The organism is Clostridium sp., from assembly GCF_036643715.1.
Lineage (GTDB): Bacteria > Bacillota > Clostridia > Clostridiales > Clostridiaceae > Clostridium.
The window spans coordinates 42103-58896 of record NZ_JAVXRL010000004.1 but is presented as its reverse complement, the minus strand read 5'-3'; the positions used below and the strand labels follow the sequence as shown (position 1 = coordinate 58896).

Sequence of the window (16794 nt, the reverse complement as noted above, 5' to 3'; positions counted from 1 at the left end):
TTTTTATTTTTATATTTTAAAAATTATTATCAATAAATCAGCCTTTACAATATATTAATTATATATCAGTAAAATAAGGGGATGAGGATATGAGTAACAAAAGAAAAAGTACTATTATAACTGGAATAATATTAATAGTATTAACTGTAATATTAAATTTAATATACTTTCTGTTTGTTGGAAATTCGCAAGATGTAATTTCAGCACTTCTTCAAAACTTAACGGCGGTACCTCTTGATATGCTTATTACAGCAATAATAGTTAAATATGTAATTGAAGAACGAGACAGTAAGAATTCAAAAAGTGAAATCAATATGCTGATGGGAATTTTCTTTCATGAATTAGGTGAGGAACTTCTTGATATATTTGTGAAATCTGATGATGGAATAGATCAAATAACAAAGAAATGTATAATAAAAAAAGAATGTTCAGATAAGAAATATGATGAATTTAAAGTTGTTTTTGAACAATATAATTATAAAGCTAGTATAGATAGAATAGATAAGGAGGCACTTAAAAATTTACTAGACCGGAATAGCGATTTAGTAGTTGACCTTATTTCAAATCCAATGCTTAGAGAAAATGAATGTTTCACAAATACTGTCATAGCTGTAATGCATCTTAGAGACGAACTTAATGATAGATATAAAAGTTATAATGAAAATAAATATGAGGAAAATCATATTAATGAGGATGTAAATTATGCATACAAGCTTGTTGCATTAAAATGGGTTGAGTATATGAAATATTTAAAAGAAAATTATCCGAAATTATTCGAAAAAGCTTTAATAAATTCACCTTTTGATAATAGAAGTATAGAAGAAAAAGAACGTGATTTGTTAGGAAATTAAAATTATGAAGATACTAATTTAAGTATCTTCATAATTTTTATACTGAATTAATAGTAAAAAGATATTGTGAAAATATATAATATACTTCATAATATATAAAAAGATGATATGGAGGATATTTATGCAATTTAGAAAAGCAAAAAGAAGTGATTTAATAAAAATAGAAGCAATTATTCCTCAAGTAGTTAAAACTGGTGAAGGAAAAGGTCTTAATTGGACTAGTACATATCCAACAATACACCATTTTGAAAAAGATTTTGAAAATGAGGAGCTATATGTTATGGTTTCAAATGCTGATGAAAATGAAGACGTAGTGTATGGAGCCGTTGTTTTAAATAGCAATGAAGATATAAATTATAAAAAAGTTACTTGGAGCAGTTCACAAAAAGCATTAGTTCCTCATAGACTAATGGTAAATCCAGAATTTCAAAGAATGGGTAACGGAAAAAGATTAATTACATTCATTGAGGAAGAAGGAAAGAGACGAAATTTAAAGTCAATAAGACTAGATACTAATATAACAAATGAACGAGCACAAGGGTTATACATAAAGAGTGGATTTAAAAAAGTAGGTGTAATTAATCTTGAAGGCAAAAGCGGGGAATTTATTTGTTTAGAAAAAATATTGTAGAAAATTAAATGTATTATATTTTTATAATAAGGTTATTGACAAACTGTTAATAACATATTATATTATATATAAGTCTATCAGATGGATAAAATTTGAAAAGACTATTTAAAAATTAAATTATGCATTCTTATCAAGAGTGGTGGAGGGACTGGCCCTATGAAACCCGGCAACCTACTAAAGTAATAGTAAGGTTTAGTTTTAATTCTCATTTATTTTTATGAGGTTATAAATTATAAATTTTATTACTTGTGTGTGGTGCTAAATCCAGCAGTTTTTATAACTGATAGATAAGGGAATATATTAATAGGGCAAGTAACTTTCATGCACTAGAGATTTTATTCTCTAGTGCATTTTTTATTACCTAAAAAAAGGGGGCTTTTGAATATGATAAAGATAGAAAATTTGAAGAAAAACTTTGGGGAATTAGAAGTTTTAAAAGATATTTCTTTGGAAATAAATAAAGGGGAAATATATGGAATAATAGGACATAGTGGAGCTGGAAAATCTACTCTTTTAAGATGCTTAAATGGATTAGAAAGTTATAATGAGGGTTACATTACTGTTAATGGTAAAAATATTGGAACGTTAAATAAAAATGAGATAAGAGAACTTAGAAAAGATATTGGAATGATATTTCAAAACTTTAACTTATTAGAGAGGAAGAATGTTTATGAAAATATATCCCTTCCCTTAGAACTTTGGGGATATAAAAAAGATAAAATTAAAGAAAGAGTATTAGAACTTTTAAAACTAGTGGATCTTGAAGATAAACTTAAAAGTAAACCAGCTGCATTAAGTGGTGGACAAAAGCAAAGGGTTGCTATAGCAAGGGCATTAGCCCTTGAACCTAATATACTTTTTTGTGATGAAGCTACATCAGCTTTAGATCCTAAAACAACTAAAGACATATTATCATTAATTTTAAAAATAAATAAGCAAATTGGAATTACGATAGTAATGGTAACACATCAAATGGAGGTGGTAAAAGAAGTTTGTGAGAGAATTACATTATTAGAAGGAGGGCGTATTAGATCACAAGGAAGAGCTGAGGATTTGTTTTTAAAACCTGGACTTTCTCTTAAAAAATTCCTTGGTGAAAATGATATAGATTTGCTTCCGGAAAAGGGAATAAATATAAAGATATTCTTTCCTAAGGATTCATCAGAAAATGCACTTATTACAAAAATGGCAAGGGATACAAATGCTGATTTTTCAATAGTTTGGGGCAAGCTAGAAAGATTCAGAGATAGTGTGCTTGGTAATTTAGTCATAAATATTGATGACTGTGATGAGGAAATAGTAACAAATTATTTAAATGGAAAAAATGTTCAATGGGAGGTGTTATAAATGTTTGAAGAGATTTTAAAAGCTACGTGGGAGACAGGCTATATGGTTGTTTTATCAACATTGTTTGCTCTTATATTAGGATTTATGCTTGCTATAGTTTTGACATTAACAGCTAAGGAGGGGTTAAGACCAAACAAAGGAGTTTATAGTGTATTAGATTTTATAGTAAATATTTTAAGAAGTTTTCCATTTGTAATACTTATGGTTGCAGTATTTCCATTAAGCAAAATAATTGTAGGAACTACAGTTGGAAAAGAAGCTATGATAGTACCACTTACTATTGCAACAGCACCATTTATTGCAAGAATAATTGAGGGCGCATTTAGAGAAGTTAATAGTGGTGTAATTGAAGCTGCAAAATCATTTGGGGCATCAGATAGTCAAATAATATTCAAGGTAATGTTAAAAGAAGCAGTACCTTCAATAGTATCAGGATTAACATTAACAATAATTAGTGTTATTGGATACTCAGCTATGGCAGGGGCAATAGGTGCAGGGGGTCTTGGAGACGTTGCAATAAGATATGGATATCATAGACATCAAACGGAGTATATGATTGTAACAGTTATATTATTGATTGTTATAGTTCAGGGATTACAAAGTTTAGGAAATTATTTTTATAAAAAACTATCAAAATAGTAATAAGCAAAAAAATAAAAGGGGGATTTTAATATGAAAAAGAGAACAATATTATCAACAGTATTAATAGGAGTATTATCATTAGCATTAGTAGGTTGTGGAAGTAAGAGTGGCGATGATAAAACAATAACAATAGGGGTTACACCAGTTCCTCATAAGGAAATAGTTGAGCATATAAAACCTAAATTAGAGGAAAAAGGATATAAGGTTGATATAAAAGAGTTTACTGATTATGTAACGCCAAATAAAGCGTTATCAGAAGGGAGTTTGGATGCAAATTTCTTTCAACATATACCATATTTAAATGAACAAAATAAAGCGGAAAATTTGGGGCTAACTTATACTGCAAAAGTTCATTTAGAGCCATTAGGATTATATTCAAAGAAAATAAAAAATATTAGTGAGCTGAAAGATGGATCAACAATTGCAATCCCAAATGATCCTTCAAACGAAGCGAGAGCACTTAAGCTGTTAGAATCAAATGGACTAATTAAGGTAAAAGATGGAGAACTTATAACTCCAAAAGATATAATAAGCAACCCTAAAAATTTAAACTTTAGAGAATTGGAAGCTGCATCTATTCCAAGAACAATTGAAGATGTTGATGCTGCTGTTATTAACGGAAATTATGCTATAGATTCAGGATTTTCAGTTAAGAAAGATTCACTTATTTCAGAAGATAAGGATTCGAAGGCAGCTGAGCCATACTCAAATATAATAGCTGTAAGAGAAGCAGATAAAGATAGTCAAAAAATAAAAGATTTAACAGAAGTTTTGACTTCTGATGATGTTAAAAAATTTATAAATGAGAAATATGATGGAGCTGTTATTCCAGTATTTTAGTTATGAATTTTAAGGTAACCATATTTTTATGGTTGCCTTTTTTAAATATATATCTGTAATTTCTTGTCTGTTTTTATAGTTATTATTTGTATTTTGTCGAGGCTTTTGGGCGGTTATATAAAATATAAACTTATAAAATTGTGTTTTAAATAAATGTTGTTTTTTAGTTAATATATATAAATTAATATAATAAGACAAGCAGCTGAAAAGAAAAAAATATTAATAAAACTCAGTAAAATCAGGGGTGCTATATTTATGATTAAATAAATTGTTAAATAGGTCTAAAAATAATGATTTATTAACAAAGAACTCTTTATATATATGGGCAAACCAAACAAGATATCTATCAAGATACTTTGTAGCAATTCCTTTAAATTTCTTAGTCCAAGTTTTAATATTAAATCTGAAAGCATTAAGTAATTCTTTATTGTTTTGCAATTGATCAAAGGTCTCATCAGTATTTTTAATTGAAAAGTAATTAGATATTGGATTCAACAATCTATTTTGATATGAAGTTAAATTGTAATTAGCATTAAATCTATTACACAAAAGTCTATAAGTATTCTGTACATTAAAGGTTCCTATATTATTGATGGCAGCAAAAGAATTTAAATTGTTATCTATGGCAAATAATATATTCACTTTTTCTCTATCTTTTTTAAGAATTTCTCTGCAACCTTTAAAATTTTCACGGCTTGTAAAAGAACTGATACTAATCATATTAGTTAATAGTTTCTCGTCATTAAACTTAAGTAAATTTGTAAGGATTTTATGGCGCCACGAAAATGAAGTAGCTATATTTATTTCAAGAATACTAGCACAAGATCGAATAGTATGGCCAGAAAACATGAGGCTTATATAAAGATTCCACTTAAGTGGCGATTTTTTAGAATAAGAAAATGAAGTATTAGTATTATTAGAAAAAGTTTTTAGACAATCTTTACAGCGGTATCTTTGTGTATCTTTAAAAGTACCAAATCTAATGAATTTGGTACTTTTACAATGAGGGCAAGATGAGTTCAAAGGTGTTGAGTAATTAATCTTTAAAGATTCATCGTAGAAATTAAACTTATTAATAAATGCTTCTTTATAATTATTTGAAGGCTTTTTGTGTTTAATTGAATCAAGAGCTTTTAAATTTTTTATATATTCTTTAAGAGTAGTTTCATTAAGCTTGTTTTTCATAAAGTGACTCCTATTTTTTTATATTTTATAATTGAATTATTGACACTAAACATATTAATATATACATTAATACAACAACATTTAACTAAAACACAAAACTAAAGGTTGATAAACGGTATAATACATAGCAGATATAATTTACATTACAAACATAAAAGGGTAAAATAAAGAGAATAAACTATTATTTGGAGGGGATGAGTCGTGAATATATCAAAAGTTTGTGTGAATTTAACAGGAGATGATATTTTAAGTATAATAAATGATTTTCTTAAAATAGATGGTTTGAAAATAAATGAAGCTACAATACATAATGGAATAGAATTAAAGGGAAGCTTCACAAAAGGAATAAAAATAGATTTTAGTGTATTAATTGATAACTTAAATATAGTGGATGGAAAAGTTGTTGGTAGGCTTTCAAAATTAAAAGTATACAAGCTAGGTATATTTAGAATTTTTAGAAGTTTAGCATTAAAAACATTAATTAAAGTTATTGGTGACATTGGAATTTGTACAACTAAGGATAGAATAACAGTGGATGTTAATCAATTATTAGAAAAAGTTCCATTTATAAAAATAGATGTGAAAAATATTTATGTGACTAAAGATATTTTATCAGCAGAAGTTGAAAATATAAATTTAAACTTTGCTGGAAAAGTATCAGAAGTAGTAAGTGAAGAAATAAAAAGTAGTGTAGAAGAACATATTTCTGGAGATAATATTAAAGCTGATGCTATATGCGAGCAATTAGCAGAAGAACAAATAATAGAAGATGAAGAAATTATTTTAGAAAACACTAAGAAAACTGAAGATTTCTATACAGTTGGTAGAGATACAACAAAAGAAAAGCTAGAAGAAAAATTACCTGAAAATGCGAAGGCATATTCAGAGTATTTATTTTTAATACCAGATTTACTTGCACTTATTTGTAGGTTATTAAAAGATAATAGAGTTCCAATGAAAACAAAAATAGCAGTATCTGGATCTATAGCATATATAATTTGTCCAACTGATATGATACCTAGCAATATACCTTTTGTAGGTAAAATTGATGATTTAGCAGTTCTTTTCTTTGCCCTTAATAGAATTGCAAAGGAAGTTCCATTTAATGTTCTTGCAGAAAACTGGTCAGGAAAAAATGAACTTATATTAGTATTAAAAAATGGTGTTGAATATGTAAGTAATTTTACAGGTGCAAGAAATATAGACAAAATATATAGTGTGGCACAAGAACTTGCAACATTATAAAAGAACATATTAAAGGAGACGATTATGGCAAAGTATTATTCAGTGTTTAAAGGTAAATCAGGAGTTCCTAAAATTTTAAATTCATGGGATGCATGTAAGAAGGAAGTAATAGGATGTAGCGGTGCTATATATAAAAGCTTTAAAACTTTAGATGAAGCAAAAGAGTTTATTCTTATAAATACAGAAGGTGGAAGTACTAAAGTAGATAAGCAAAGTACTAACGCAAAAAAAGAAGAAAGTTTCATTGCTGATGAAGGACTAACTATTTATGTTGACGGAAGTTTTTCATTAGAAAAAGAGAACTTTTCTTATGGATTAGTTGCTATATTAGAAGGTAATGTTATATATGAAGATAATGGTGTTGGATTTGATGAAAAAGCAATTCCACTTAGAAATGTATCAGGGGAAGTTTTAGGTGCTATGAAAGCTGTTGAATATGCAGTGGATAATGGACATAAGCAAGTTACTATAGTATTTGATTATCAAGGAATAGAATCATGGGCATTAGGCACTTGGAAAAGAAATAACGAAATAACTTCTAGTTACCATAACTTTATGAGAGAAAAAATGAAAGATATAAAAATTTCATTTAAAAAAGTAAAAGGACATTCTGGAGATAAGTATAATGATAGAGTAGATGCACTAGCGAAAGCTGCTTTAGGTATATAATAGTAAGTTAAGAAATGATTTCATAGTTTAAAAAGCTGTTAATTACATACTCTAATAATACAATCTAAATAAATAAAATTAATAAAGAGGTGTTATTTATGGGTAAATTAATCAAAGGAATGGCAGCAGGAGCATTAATTGGTACTGCAGTAGGAATGGCAATCTTACCACAGTTAGACAGAAAAACAAGAAAAACTATGAAAAGAACAGGGAAAAAAATTGCTAACGTAGCAGGAGAAACATACGACCATATGATGACAATGATGAAATAATAAAAAAATAGCTTATCTTAAAAGATAAGCTATTTTTTTATACAATTTTCAACTTTATTGTATTAAATATGTGGTAAAGTTAATTTAAATTAAATTTTAGTGTAAGAAAAATTAACAAACTTTAACAAGAATCTTGTATATTTTTTGGAAAACGTGTTATAATAAATCTAAATTTAGACAAAGTGTAAACAAAGTTAAAAAATAATTAACAAAATAAGAATGGAAAAGGATGAGAAGCTATGGAAATTCTATCTTTAGGAGAAAAAATTAAAAGAAAAAGAAAAGAACTGAATATGACATTAAAGGATTTAGCTAAAGACAGAATAACACCTGGTCAAATTAGCTTAGTCGAATCAGGTAGATCAAATCCTTCAATGGATTTATTAGAGTATTTAGCAAATAATTTAAATACAACTGTAGAATATTTAATGGAGTCAGAAGAAAGCCAAGCTGATAAAGTTTGTACTTATTACGAGCAAATAGCAGAGGCTTATATATTAGATGAAGGATATTTAATTGCTGAAAAGTATATAGAAAATGCTCTTTATTATGCAGAACTATATAATTTAGAGAATAAGAAAGCTAAAATCCTTTATTTAAGAGCTAACATTCATGTTGGTAAAGGTGAAATAACATTAGCACAACAATATTTCTTATCAGCAAATGTTATATTTATAAAAAATAGTGAACATAAAGATATTATTAATACATTCTTGAATCTAGCTAAAATTACATTAGAACTAAAAGCGTACTATTCAGCTAATAGTTATTTAAAACAAGCAGAAAAAGTATATATGGATAATGAAATTGGTGAAGATTATCTTTTAGGAGAAATTTATTTCTACTTAGCTAAAACATACTTTGAGATGGATAGTATAGGACAAGCAATAGATTACTCATTCTTAGCTAAAGAAAAGTTTGAAAAGATAAATAATAAAGATAAATATGCGAAAACACTATTATTCTTATCAGAGGAGTATAGTAAAAAAGGTGACTTAGAAAATGCAATAAAGTATTCTAAGAAAACTTTGAAAATATACCAAGAACTTAATGATTTTAATAATATATCAAATATAGAAAATGACTTAGGAAAGTTATTCTATAACTTTGAAAACATAGAGGAATCATTTAGACACTATGAACTTGCAAAAGATATGAGAATACAAAATAATGACAATAAAGTTATTGATACATTACTAAACATTAGTAAAAATTATTTGAAGATAAAAGATTTAGATAGATGTGGTGCAGTTTTAGATGATGTTACAGATAGATTAACAGAAAATGATAAAGATGAAACTATAGAATGTAATTTAATTAAATATAGAATGGCTGTTATAAATAGCAAGGATATTGAAGCAGAACACATTCTATTAGATAGTTATAACTTCGCAAAAAGTAATGAACTGTATCAAAGAGCAGGAGAGCTTGCGATTATGATTGGTAAGTTCTATCTTGATAATAAAGATGATGAAAAAGCAGCTAAATACTTAGATGAAGGGGTTAGTATTTTTAAAGAAATAGGAATACTAAATAACTAATGAGAAGGGTGGTTAGGTATGGAAATACTTTCAACAGGAGAAAAAATAAAAAGATCGAGAATTTATAAAGGTGTTACTTTAAAAGAGCTATGTGGAAAAGAAATTTCAATATCTAAAATGAGTTGTATAGAAAATGGAAAAGTTAAAGCCGATGAGGAAATCTTAATATATATAGCAGACAAGCTTGAACTTGATTATAAATATTTAGCTAAAGATGTTTATGAGCAAATAACAGAGAATATTAAGATTTTCGAAAGCGGTAATGAATTGGATTCTGAATTTGAAAATGATATTAAGTTAAATTTAGAATATGCAGTTGATTATGAATATTTTTCATTAGCTTTTGAGTTAACTCATAAGTTGTTTAGATATTATTTAAATAACAATAAGCTAAACGAAATATTAGATATAATTCCAAGATATTACGACTTATATAGAAGAAATAATGTTTCAGAAAATACTATAATGTATTTTAGAGATATGGCAAATTACTTGTATTACAGTAAAGAATATAGAGAAGCTAGAACTTATTATACTAGAGTGCTAGATATACTTATTGAAGATGATAATATTAATAATGAATTGTATGCTAACATGAGATATAGAGAAGGTATGTGCTATTTAAAATGTGATGAATATGATTTAGCTAGGAAGCATATTAAAATTTCAAAAGAAAATATAAATTATGTAGAAAATAAAAAGTTAAAGGCTAAAATATATTATGCAAGTTCATTAATAAGTATATTCTCAACTGGTGATGCAAATGAAGAAGAACTTAATTTAATATATGCATATTTAGAAGACGATACTAATGGAATTGCAGAAATGAAATTAGATTTTGCAGATGCTTATTTTAAAGTTGGCAAAAAGGAAAAGGCCTTAGAGGAAATACATAGTTCAATGGAAATTTTACCTGAAGATGATTTATTTAAATTAGGAAGATTTTTCGTTAAGGGTGTAAAATTACTTAAGAGCAATAAGATTTTTGAGTTAGCAGATGAATTTGCTGATAAGGCAATAAATATTGCAATTGAATTAAATCATATAGAGCTTATTGAAAGAGCATATTATTTAAAGGGTATGTTACTTCAAAAGCAGGATAGATATGGAGAAGCTGAACTTTACATGAATTTATCATTAGATTCATTAGTTAAGTTTGGTACAAGAAAAGACTTATATAGTAGATATATAGACATGGCAAATATGTATCATAAAATTAAAGATACTAATGATTCTATAAAATATTTTACACTTGCAATGAAGATGCAAAAGAAAATATAGTTAAGAAGCAAGGGGAGGCAATTATGCCTCCTTTTAATTTGTGAAAATTTAGTGAAAATATAAACAACAAAGTCTTAAAACACATGGTATTTAAAGGAATATTAAAAATAGATTTAATTTTGTAACTTAATATATTATAACTATGGATATGCTTATAATGAGCCATTCATAGAAATTTCATTTACATAAATAAGATAGATTAATAATAGTAAACGAGAGATATTGCGAAAAAAATAAAGCAATATAGGTTAAACTTTCAATTAATCATTATTTAAAGGTTTAAATAAATAAATTTGCCCAAAAAACAGTCTTTGACTTTCTTTGACTAATATACTATTATAAATTTAAGTTAATGATAATTGAGAGGTGAATTTAAGGATGAATGTAGATAAAATGACTTTAAGAGTTCAACAAGCACTTAATGAAGCAAATTTAATAGCAGTGAAAAATGATAATCAACAAATGGATGTAATTCATCTTTTCGCAAGCTTAGTTGAACAACAAGACGGATTAATACCAAATATATTTACTAAGATGGGTGTTTCAGTAAAAGCACTTGAATCTTCAATAAAAGAAGGCTTAGATTTAATACCAAAAGTACAGGCAAGTTCTGGAGCAGAAACAAATGTATATATAACAAGACAAGTTGAAAAAGTATTAATAAAAGCTGAGGATATTTCAAAAAAATTTGAAGATTCTTATGTAAGTGTTGAACATTTAATGCTTGCAATAATTGAAGTTGAAAAAGACGGAATAGTTTATGATTTATTAAGATCTTACAATGTAACTGAAGATAGATTTATGGAAGTTCTAAGAGAGGTTCGTGGAAGTCAAAGAGTTGATACTCAAGATCCTGAAGGAACTTATGATGCTTTAGCTAAATATGGAACAAACTTAAATGATTTAGTTAAGAGTCATAAATTAGATCCTGTTATAGGAAGAGATGAAGAAATAAGAAGAGCTGTTAGAATTCTATCAAGAAGAACTAAAAACAACCCAGTTTTAATCGGAGAACCTGGTGTTGGTAAAACTGCAATAGTTGAAGGATTAGCTCAAAGAATAGTTAATGGAGATGTTCCTGAAGGATTAAAGGATAAAATTATATTCTCACTAGATATGGGATCTTTAATTGCAGGGGCTAAGTACAGAGGAGAATTTGAAGAAAGATTAAAAGCTGTACTTAAAGAAGTTCAAAGTAGTGAAGGAAAGCTAATATTATTTATAGATGAGATTCACACAATTGTAGGAGCTGGTAAAACAGATGGTGCAATGGATGCTGGTAACTTAATTAAACCACTTCTTGCAAGAGGAGAGTTACATTGTATTGGTGCTACAACATTTGATGAATACAGACAATATATAGAAAAGGATAAAGCACTTGAAAGAAGATTCCAACCAGTAATAGTTAAAGAACCTTCAGTAGAAGATGCAATATCAATTTTAAGAGGATTAAAAGAAAGATTTGAAATCCATCATGGAGTAAGAATTCATGATTCAGCTATAGTTGCTGCAGCTAAACTTTCAGATAGATATATACAAGATAGATATCTACCAGATAAAGCTATTGACTTAATTGATGAAGCTGGTGCAATGATAAGATCAGAAGTTGACTCTCTTCCAACTGAACTTGATGCAGTAAGAAGAAAGGTATTCCAATTAGAAACTGAAAAGGAAGCCCTATCAAAAGAAAAAGATGAAAATTCAAAGAAGAGATTAGGTGTAATTGAAAAAGATCTTGCAGAACTTAAAGAACAAAATGATGAAATGACAGCTAAGTATGAAAAGGAAAAAGAACACATAGTTGAACTTAGAGAATTAAAAGAACAAATGGATGAAGCTAAGGGTGAACTAGAAAGATATGAAAGAAATTATGACTACAATAAAGTAGCAGAAATTAGATATAGTGTTATTCCAGCATTAGAAGAAAAGATAAAAGGTAAGGAAGAAGAAGTTGCTGATAATTCAGAAGGAGCTCTTTTAAAAGAAGAAGTAACAGAAGAAGAAGTTTCAGAAGTTCTTTCAAAATGGACTGGTATTCCAGTAACAAGATTATTAGAAGGTGAAAGAGAAAAACTTCTAAGATTAGATAAAGAACTTGAATCTAGAGTAATAGATCAAGAAGAAGCTGTTGAGTCAGTATCAAATGCTATATTAAGAGCAAGAGCTGGACTTAAAGATGAAAATAAGCCAATAGGTTCATTTATATTCTTAGGACCAACTGGTGTAGGTAAAACAGAACTTGCTAAAACTTTAGCAAGAACATTATTTGATAGTGAAGATAGTATGATAAGAATTGATATGTCAGAATATATGGAAAAACAATCAGTATCAAGATTGGTTGGACCACCTCCAGGTTATGTTGGATATGAAGAAGGTGGACAATTAACAGAAGCTGTAAGAAGACATCCATATTCAGTATTATTATTTGATGAAATTGAAAAAGCTCATCCAGATGTATTTAATATGTTCTTACAAATACTTGATGATGGTAGACTTACAGACAACAAAGGTAAGACTGTTGACTTTAAGAATACAATAATAATAATGACATCTAATATAGGTTCACAATACCTTTTAGAAAATCAAGTTGATGGTAAAGTATCAGATGCAGCAAAAGAACTTGTAATGGGTGAAATGAAATCTAGATTTAAACCAGAGTTCTTAAACAGAGTTGATGATATTATAATGTTTAGACCATTAACTGAAAATGGTATAAAGAAAATTATTGATATATTCTTAAAAGATGTAGAAAAGAGATTACATGATAAGGATATTAAATTAGAAATAACAGATTCTGCAAAAGCTATATTAGCTAGAGAAGGATATGATCCAATTTATGGTGCAAGACCACTTAAGAGATATATTCAAAATACTTTAGAAAATAAATTAGCTAGAATGATTATTAAAGGAGTTATCGGATTCGGTTCAAAGGTAAAAATTGACGGAGAAGGAGATAACATTACAATTAATCCTGTTATTTAGAAGTATACAAAGCCTAAAAGTTACGGAAAATAATATTGAAATGAATAAGTGGGATGGGAGAAGAATATTCTTCTGTTCCACTTTTTTTATATTATTTATAGAAGTTTTAGGGAGGGATTAGTATGGATTATATTACTCCAAAAGATAATTATTTAATTGTATTTCCTGATGGAGAAGCCGTAACTTTTTTTGATGTGGAAGGATGTTATGCTTACAGAAATAGATATTATGAAGAGCGTATAAAACTAAATTCAGAAAAAAATATTTATGCAAATTATGATATGTATGAAGAAAAGGCTAGAGAAGATATTGCAAGAGTAATTGGAGCTGAAGAGGGCGAAGCTAAAATATATGATTTAGATAGTGTAATTGAAGAAATTCAAAAATCAGGAGCATTTGATGATGAGAAAGAAGAAATTATAAGTAAACTTATGGGTGAAAATTCTAAAATACAAATAAGTGATTATGGTTTAGACAATGTATTATTAGAAGCAAGAAGTACAATTTGGTAAATAAAAGAGAGCGAAATTTCGCTCTCTTTTATTTATTAGTAGTTAACATATAGTATTATAGCAATTAAAGCAAATTTATGTAAATGTATAAATTTGAAGTAAAACAAAGGAAAAGAAAGAAATACGACTCTGTTAATTAAAAAATAATAAAATTCATAAAATTTTAACATAATTAAGAGAAATGGTAAACTTGAAATATATAGTAAATGAACCTATAATTGCATATAGTAAAAGGGAAGGGGAGATGGGATATGTTATCATATAGGTTTTTATTTGATATAGCAATTATACTTCTTAGTACAAAAGCCTTTGGATTAATAACTAAGAAATTTAAAATGCCACAAGTAGTTGGAGCATTAATGGCAGGTATAGTTCTTGGACCAGCTATGCTAGATGTTCTTCATGAGACTGAATTCATTCAACAAATGGCAGCACTTGGGGTAATAGTACTTATGTTTACAGCAGGGCTTGAAACAGATATGAATGAACTTAAGAAAACTGGAAAGGCATCATTTGTTATAGCTTCTTTAGGAGTTATAATTCCTTTAGTTGGAGGATTTGTAGTAGCATATATTTTTAATAGAGGAGAAATTTCTCATGCTAGTACAAGTGCTCTACTGCAAAATATATTTATTGGGGTAATACTTACAGCAACATCTGTTAGTATTACGGTAGAGACATTAAAAGAGCTTGGAAAGCTAAATACAAGAGCAGGGAACACAATACTTGGAGCTGCACTAATTGATGATATATTAGGTATTATTGCACTTACTATAATTACTAGTATAGCAGACCCACAAGTCAATATATCAGTTGTGTTAATAAAGATTGTATTATTCTTTATATTCTCAGGCGGGGTTGGATATTTATTTTACAAATTCTTTAGTAAGTGGATGAAAAGATATCATAAAGATATGAGAAGATTTGTTATTGTATCATTTGTTTTTTGTTTGCTTTTAGCATTTGCAGCTGAAGAATTCTTTGGAGTTGCAGATATAACAGGAGCATTTATTGCAGGTCTTATAATTTCTAATACAGAAAGAACAAAGTATATTAATGCAAGGTTTGAAACATTGTCATATATGTTATTATCACCTATATTCTTTGCAAGTATAGGAATAAAGGTAGAATTATCAGGTATGAGTTTAGCAATATTTATATTTACTATAATTTTATTAATTATTGCTATATTAAGCAAGATCGTTGGATGTGCTATAGGCGCAAAGATGTGTAAGTATAGTAATCATGAAGCGGTTCAGATTGGTACAGGTATGGTTTCGAGAGGTGAGGTTGCACTTATAGTAGCAAATAAAGGTATAGCTGTTGGGCTAATGAATCCAGCCTTTTTAGCGCCTGTTGTAATTGTAGTTGTAATAACGACAGTAATAACTCCTATACTTCTTAAAGTAATATTTAAAAGAGAAGAAAGGGAATTAGCTTACGCGAGATAGCTATTAAAATAAAAAAAATAAGAAACATTATAGAAATAAAACTATAGTGTTTCTTATTTTATGGATTAAAAACTAAGTTTAGTTAATTAGTTAGTTTCTGAGAATTGATCCTTACCTACTCCACATAAAGGACAAACCCAATCTTCAGGAATAGCTTCAAAACTTGTTCCAGCATCTACTCCATTATCAGGATCTCCTACTGCAGGGTCATAAATATATCCACATACGTCACATATATATTTCTTCATAATAATTACCTCCTCAAAATATTAATTTACTTATCATTAAATAGTATGAGTAAACTAATTTCTTTTATGTATTAATAATATATTAAAATAGCAAAGAAAAATGTGATTTAGATTACAAAAAGAGTAAATGTTAGGTTAAGAAAATGAACTAAAAATAAAAAAATAAAGTTTGTATATACAAGAAATTGACACATAAAAAGGTTATAATATAATCATAATATAAGATGAAATTTAGAAAGGAGAGATTTAAGATGAATTTAGGAAGAACAAATCCAGCACTAACTACTGGTTTTAAAAGTGCTGTTCAAGATGGAACAACAATGACTATAGCAGGAACTATTACAAAGATAGTTATATTACTTGCTGTACTTACAGGAGGATTTATATATAGTTGGTTCTATATACCATATAGCAGTGGTGTTATGGTTGGGGTATCATTAGTAACTTTTATAGTTGCAATTTTCACATCATTTTCCCCAAAAGCAGCCCAATATTCTGCTATTATTTATGCAGCCTTTGAAGGTTTATTTTTAGGATGTATTTCACAATTATTTAATCAAATGTATCCAGGAATAGTATTACCTGCAATACTACTTACAATGGTTTGTGTTATAGTAACATTAATCATTTATGGTAAGAAGCCAAGTTTAGCAGAAAGAACAAGAAAAGGTGTAATGATTGGGTTAGTAACAATATTAGCTACTTCATTAATTGGAATAGTATTAAGTTTCTTTGGAATAATGTTACCAATATACTCTAATGGTCCTTTAGGAATTGCTTTTAGTTTAATCGTGGTTGCAGTTGCTACAATTAGTTTAATGCAAGATTATGATTTTATATTAAGGGGAGCAAATCAAGGTGAACCAAAGTATATGGAATGGTATGCTGCTTTTGGATTAATGGTAACTTTAGTATGGTTATACATGGAAATATTACAATTGTTAGCAAAAATATTCTCAAATAGAGATTAATAAAGAATAAAATTATTTTATAAAAGTGGATTCGAAATTTTTCGAATCCACTTTTTTTATAATGTTATGAATTTATATTTACAATTATAATGAATTACATATAAAATAAATTATAGAAAATATTTG

Annotated in this window: 16 protein-coding genes and 1 riboswitch; of the genes, 14 read left to right on the top strand and 2 right to left on the bottom strand. The window is 27.7% G+C overall.

The window, feature by feature from the left end; genetic code table 11:
• Positions 1-89 precede the first annotated feature (89 nt).
• The 5 genes from RSF37_RS02470 to RSF37_RS02450 all read left to right on the top strand — a co-directional run bounded on the left by RSF37_RS02470 (position 90) and on the right by RSF37_RS02450 (position 4311).
• Positions 90-851 (top strand): hypothetical protein, encoded by a 762-nt coding sequence (locus RSF37_RS02470; protein ID WP_332562799.1) that lies wholly within the window; start codon positions 90-92, stop codon positions 849-851.
• A 121-nt stretch (positions 852-972) separates the two neighbouring features.
• A complete protein-coding gene (locus tag RSF37_RS02465; RefSeq protein ID WP_332562798.1) occupies positions 973-1482 on the top strand; it encodes a GNAT family N-acetyltransferase in 510 nt (169 codons plus the stop codon).
• A 124-nt stretch (positions 1483-1606) separates the two neighbouring features.
• Positions 1607-1776: riboswitch (SAM riboswitch) on the top strand.
• Between the two features lie 90 nt (positions 1777-1866).
• Positions 1867-2829, top strand: coding sequence for a methionine ABC transporter ATP-binding protein (locus RSF37_RS02460; protein WP_332562797.1), 963 nt, complete (start codon positions 1867-1869; stop codon positions 2827-2829).
• Positions 2830-3468, top strand: a complete 639-nt coding sequence (locus tag RSF37_RS02455) for a methionine ABC transporter permease (RefSeq protein ID WP_332562796.1) — start codon at positions 2830-2832, stop codon at positions 3466-3468.
• A 33-nt stretch (positions 3469-3501) separates the two neighbouring features.
• The gene (locus RSF37_RS02450) at positions 3502-4311 is read left to right on the top strand and encodes a MetQ/NlpA family ABC transporter substrate-binding protein (protein WP_332562795.1); all 810 of its coding nucleotides are present in this window, start codon (positions 3502-3504) and stop codon (positions 4309-4311) included.
• Between the two features lie 219 nt (positions 4312-4530).
• Here RSF37_RS02450 and RSF37_RS02445 read toward each other — a convergent pair whose 3' ends face one another.
• Entirely contained in the window at positions 4531-5496 is a 966-nt protein-coding gene (locus RSF37_RS02445; protein ID WP_332562794.1) for a transposase-like zinc-binding domain-containing protein, read from the bottom strand.
• Between the two features lie 201 nt (positions 5497-5697).
• On the opposite strand from RSF37_RS02445, the gene RSF37_RS02440 reads away from it, so the two are divergent.
• The 8 genes from RSF37_RS02440 to RSF37_RS02405 all read left to right on the top strand — a co-directional run bounded on the left by RSF37_RS02440 (position 5698) and on the right by RSF37_RS02405 (position 15449).
• Entirely contained in the window at positions 5698-6741 is a 1044-nt protein-coding gene (locus RSF37_RS02440) for a YkvA family protein (RefSeq protein WP_332562793.1), read from the top strand.
• Between the two features lie 24 nt (positions 6742-6765).
• Positions 6766-7410 carry a ribonuclease H family protein gene (locus tag RSF37_RS02435; protein WP_332562792.1) on the top strand — a complete coding sequence of 215 codons (645 nt, stop codon included), beginning with the start codon at positions 6766-6768 and terminating at the stop codon, positions 7408-7410.
• Between the two features lie 98 nt (positions 7411-7508).
• On the top strand, positions 7509-7682 hold the full coding sequence (locus RSF37_RS02430; protein WP_332562791.1) for a hypothetical protein: 174 nt from the start codon (positions 7509-7511) through the stop codon (positions 7680-7682).
• Positions 7683-7921: 239 nt separating this feature from the next.
• Positions 7922-9223: a helix-turn-helix domain-containing protein gene (locus RSF37_RS02425; protein WP_332562790.1), complete on the top strand. Its 1302-nt coding sequence runs from the start codon at positions 7922-7924 to the stop codon at positions 9221-9223.
• An 18-nt stretch (positions 9224-9241) separates the two neighbouring features.
• Positions 9242-10504, top strand: coding sequence for a helix-turn-helix transcriptional regulator (locus RSF37_RS02420; protein WP_332562789.1), 1263 nt, complete (start codon positions 9242-9244; stop codon positions 10502-10504).
• A gap of 378 nt (positions 10505-10882) precedes the next feature.
• The gene (gene clpB, locus RSF37_RS02415; RefSeq protein WP_332562788.1) at positions 10883-13486 is read left to right on the top strand and encodes an ATP-dependent chaperone ClpB; all 2604 of its coding nucleotides are present in this window, start codon (positions 10883-10885) and stop codon (positions 13484-13486) included.
• 122 nt (positions 13487-13608) lie between these two features.
• On the top strand, positions 13609-13998 hold the full coding sequence (locus tag RSF37_RS02410; RefSeq protein WP_332562787.1) for a hypothetical protein: 390 nt from the start codon (positions 13609-13611) through the stop codon (positions 13996-13998).
• A gap of 251 nt (positions 13999-14249) precedes the next feature.
• Positions 14250-15449, top strand: coding sequence for a cation:proton antiporter (locus RSF37_RS02405; protein WP_332562786.1), 1200 nt, complete (start codon positions 14250-14252; stop codon positions 15447-15449).
• A gap of 86 nt (positions 15450-15535) precedes the next feature.
• Here RSF37_RS02405 and rd read toward each other — a convergent pair whose 3' ends face one another.
• A complete protein-coding gene (rd, locus tag RSF37_RS02400) occupies positions 15536-15697 on the bottom strand; it encodes a rubredoxin (protein WP_332562785.1) in 162 nt (53 codons plus the stop codon).
• A 251-nt stretch (positions 15698-15948) separates the two neighbouring features.
• On the opposite strand from rd, the gene RSF37_RS02395 reads away from it, so the two are divergent.
• Positions 15949-16668 carry a Bax inhibitor-1/YccA family protein gene (locus RSF37_RS02395; protein ID WP_332562784.1) on the top strand — a complete coding sequence of 240 codons (720 nt, stop codon included), beginning with the start codon at positions 15949-15951 and terminating at the stop codon, positions 16666-16668.
• The last annotated feature ends 126 nt before the right edge of the window (positions 16669-16794 follow it).

What these genes read in the sequence shown, in the direction of transcription:
- RSF37_RS02470 (WP_332562799.1), top strand. Translation starts at nt 90, where the DNA reads ATGAGTAACAAAAGAAAAAGTACTATTATAACTGGAATAATATTAATA.
- RSF37_RS02445 (WP_332562794.1), bottom strand. Translation starts at nt 5,496, where the DNA reads ATGAAAAACAAGCTTAATGAAACTACTCTTAAAGAATATATAAAAAAT.
- RSF37_RS02430 (WP_332562791.1), top strand. Translation starts at nt 7,509, where the DNA reads ATGGGTAAATTAATCAAAGGAATGGCAGCAGGAGCATTAATTGGTACT.
- RSF37_RS02450 (WP_332562795.1), top strand. Translation starts at nt 3,502, where the DNA reads ATGAAAAAGAGAACAATATTATCAACAGTATTAATAGGAGTATTATCA.
- RSF37_RS02455 (WP_332562796.1), top strand. Translation starts at nt 2,830, where the DNA reads ATGTTTGAAGAGATTTTAAAAGCTACGTGGGAGACAGGCTATATGGTT.
- RSF37_RS02425 (WP_332562790.1), top strand. Translation starts at nt 7,922, where the DNA reads ATGGAAATTCTATCTTTAGGAGAAAAAATTAAAAGAAAAAGAAAAGAA.
- RSF37_RS02465 (WP_332562798.1), top strand. Translation starts at nt 973, where the DNA reads ATGCAATTTAGAAAAGCAAAAAGAAGTGATTTAATAAAAATAGAAGCA.
- clpB (WP_332562788.1), top strand. Translation starts at nt 10,883, where the DNA reads ATGAATGTAGATAAAATGACTTTAAGAGTTCAACAAGCACTTAATGAA.
- RSF37_RS02395 (WP_332562784.1), top strand. Translation starts at nt 15,949, where the DNA reads ATGAATTTAGGAAGAACAAATCCAGCACTAACTACTGGTTTTAAAAGT.
- RSF37_RS02460 (WP_332562797.1), top strand. Translation starts at nt 1,867, where the DNA reads ATGATAAAGATAGAAAATTTGAAGAAAAACTTTGGGGAATTAGAAGTT.
- RSF37_RS02420 (WP_332562789.1), top strand. Translation starts at nt 9,242, where the DNA reads ATGGAAATACTTTCAACAGGAGAAAAAATAAAAAGATCGAGAATTTAT.
- RSF37_RS02435 (WP_332562792.1), top strand. Translation starts at nt 6,766, where the DNA reads ATGGCAAAGTATTATTCAGTGTTTAAAGGTAAATCAGGAGTTCCTAAA.
- RSF37_RS02410 (WP_332562787.1), top strand. Translation starts at nt 13,609, where the DNA reads ATGGATTATATTACTCCAAAAGATAATTATTTAATTGTATTTCCTGAT.
- RSF37_RS02405 (WP_332562786.1), top strand. Translation starts at nt 14,250, where the DNA reads ATGTTATCATATAGGTTTTTATTTGATATAGCAATTATACTTCTTAGT.
- rd (WP_332562785.1), bottom strand. Translation starts at nt 15,697, where the DNA reads ATGAAGAAATATATATGTGACGTATGTGGATATATTTATGACCCTGCA.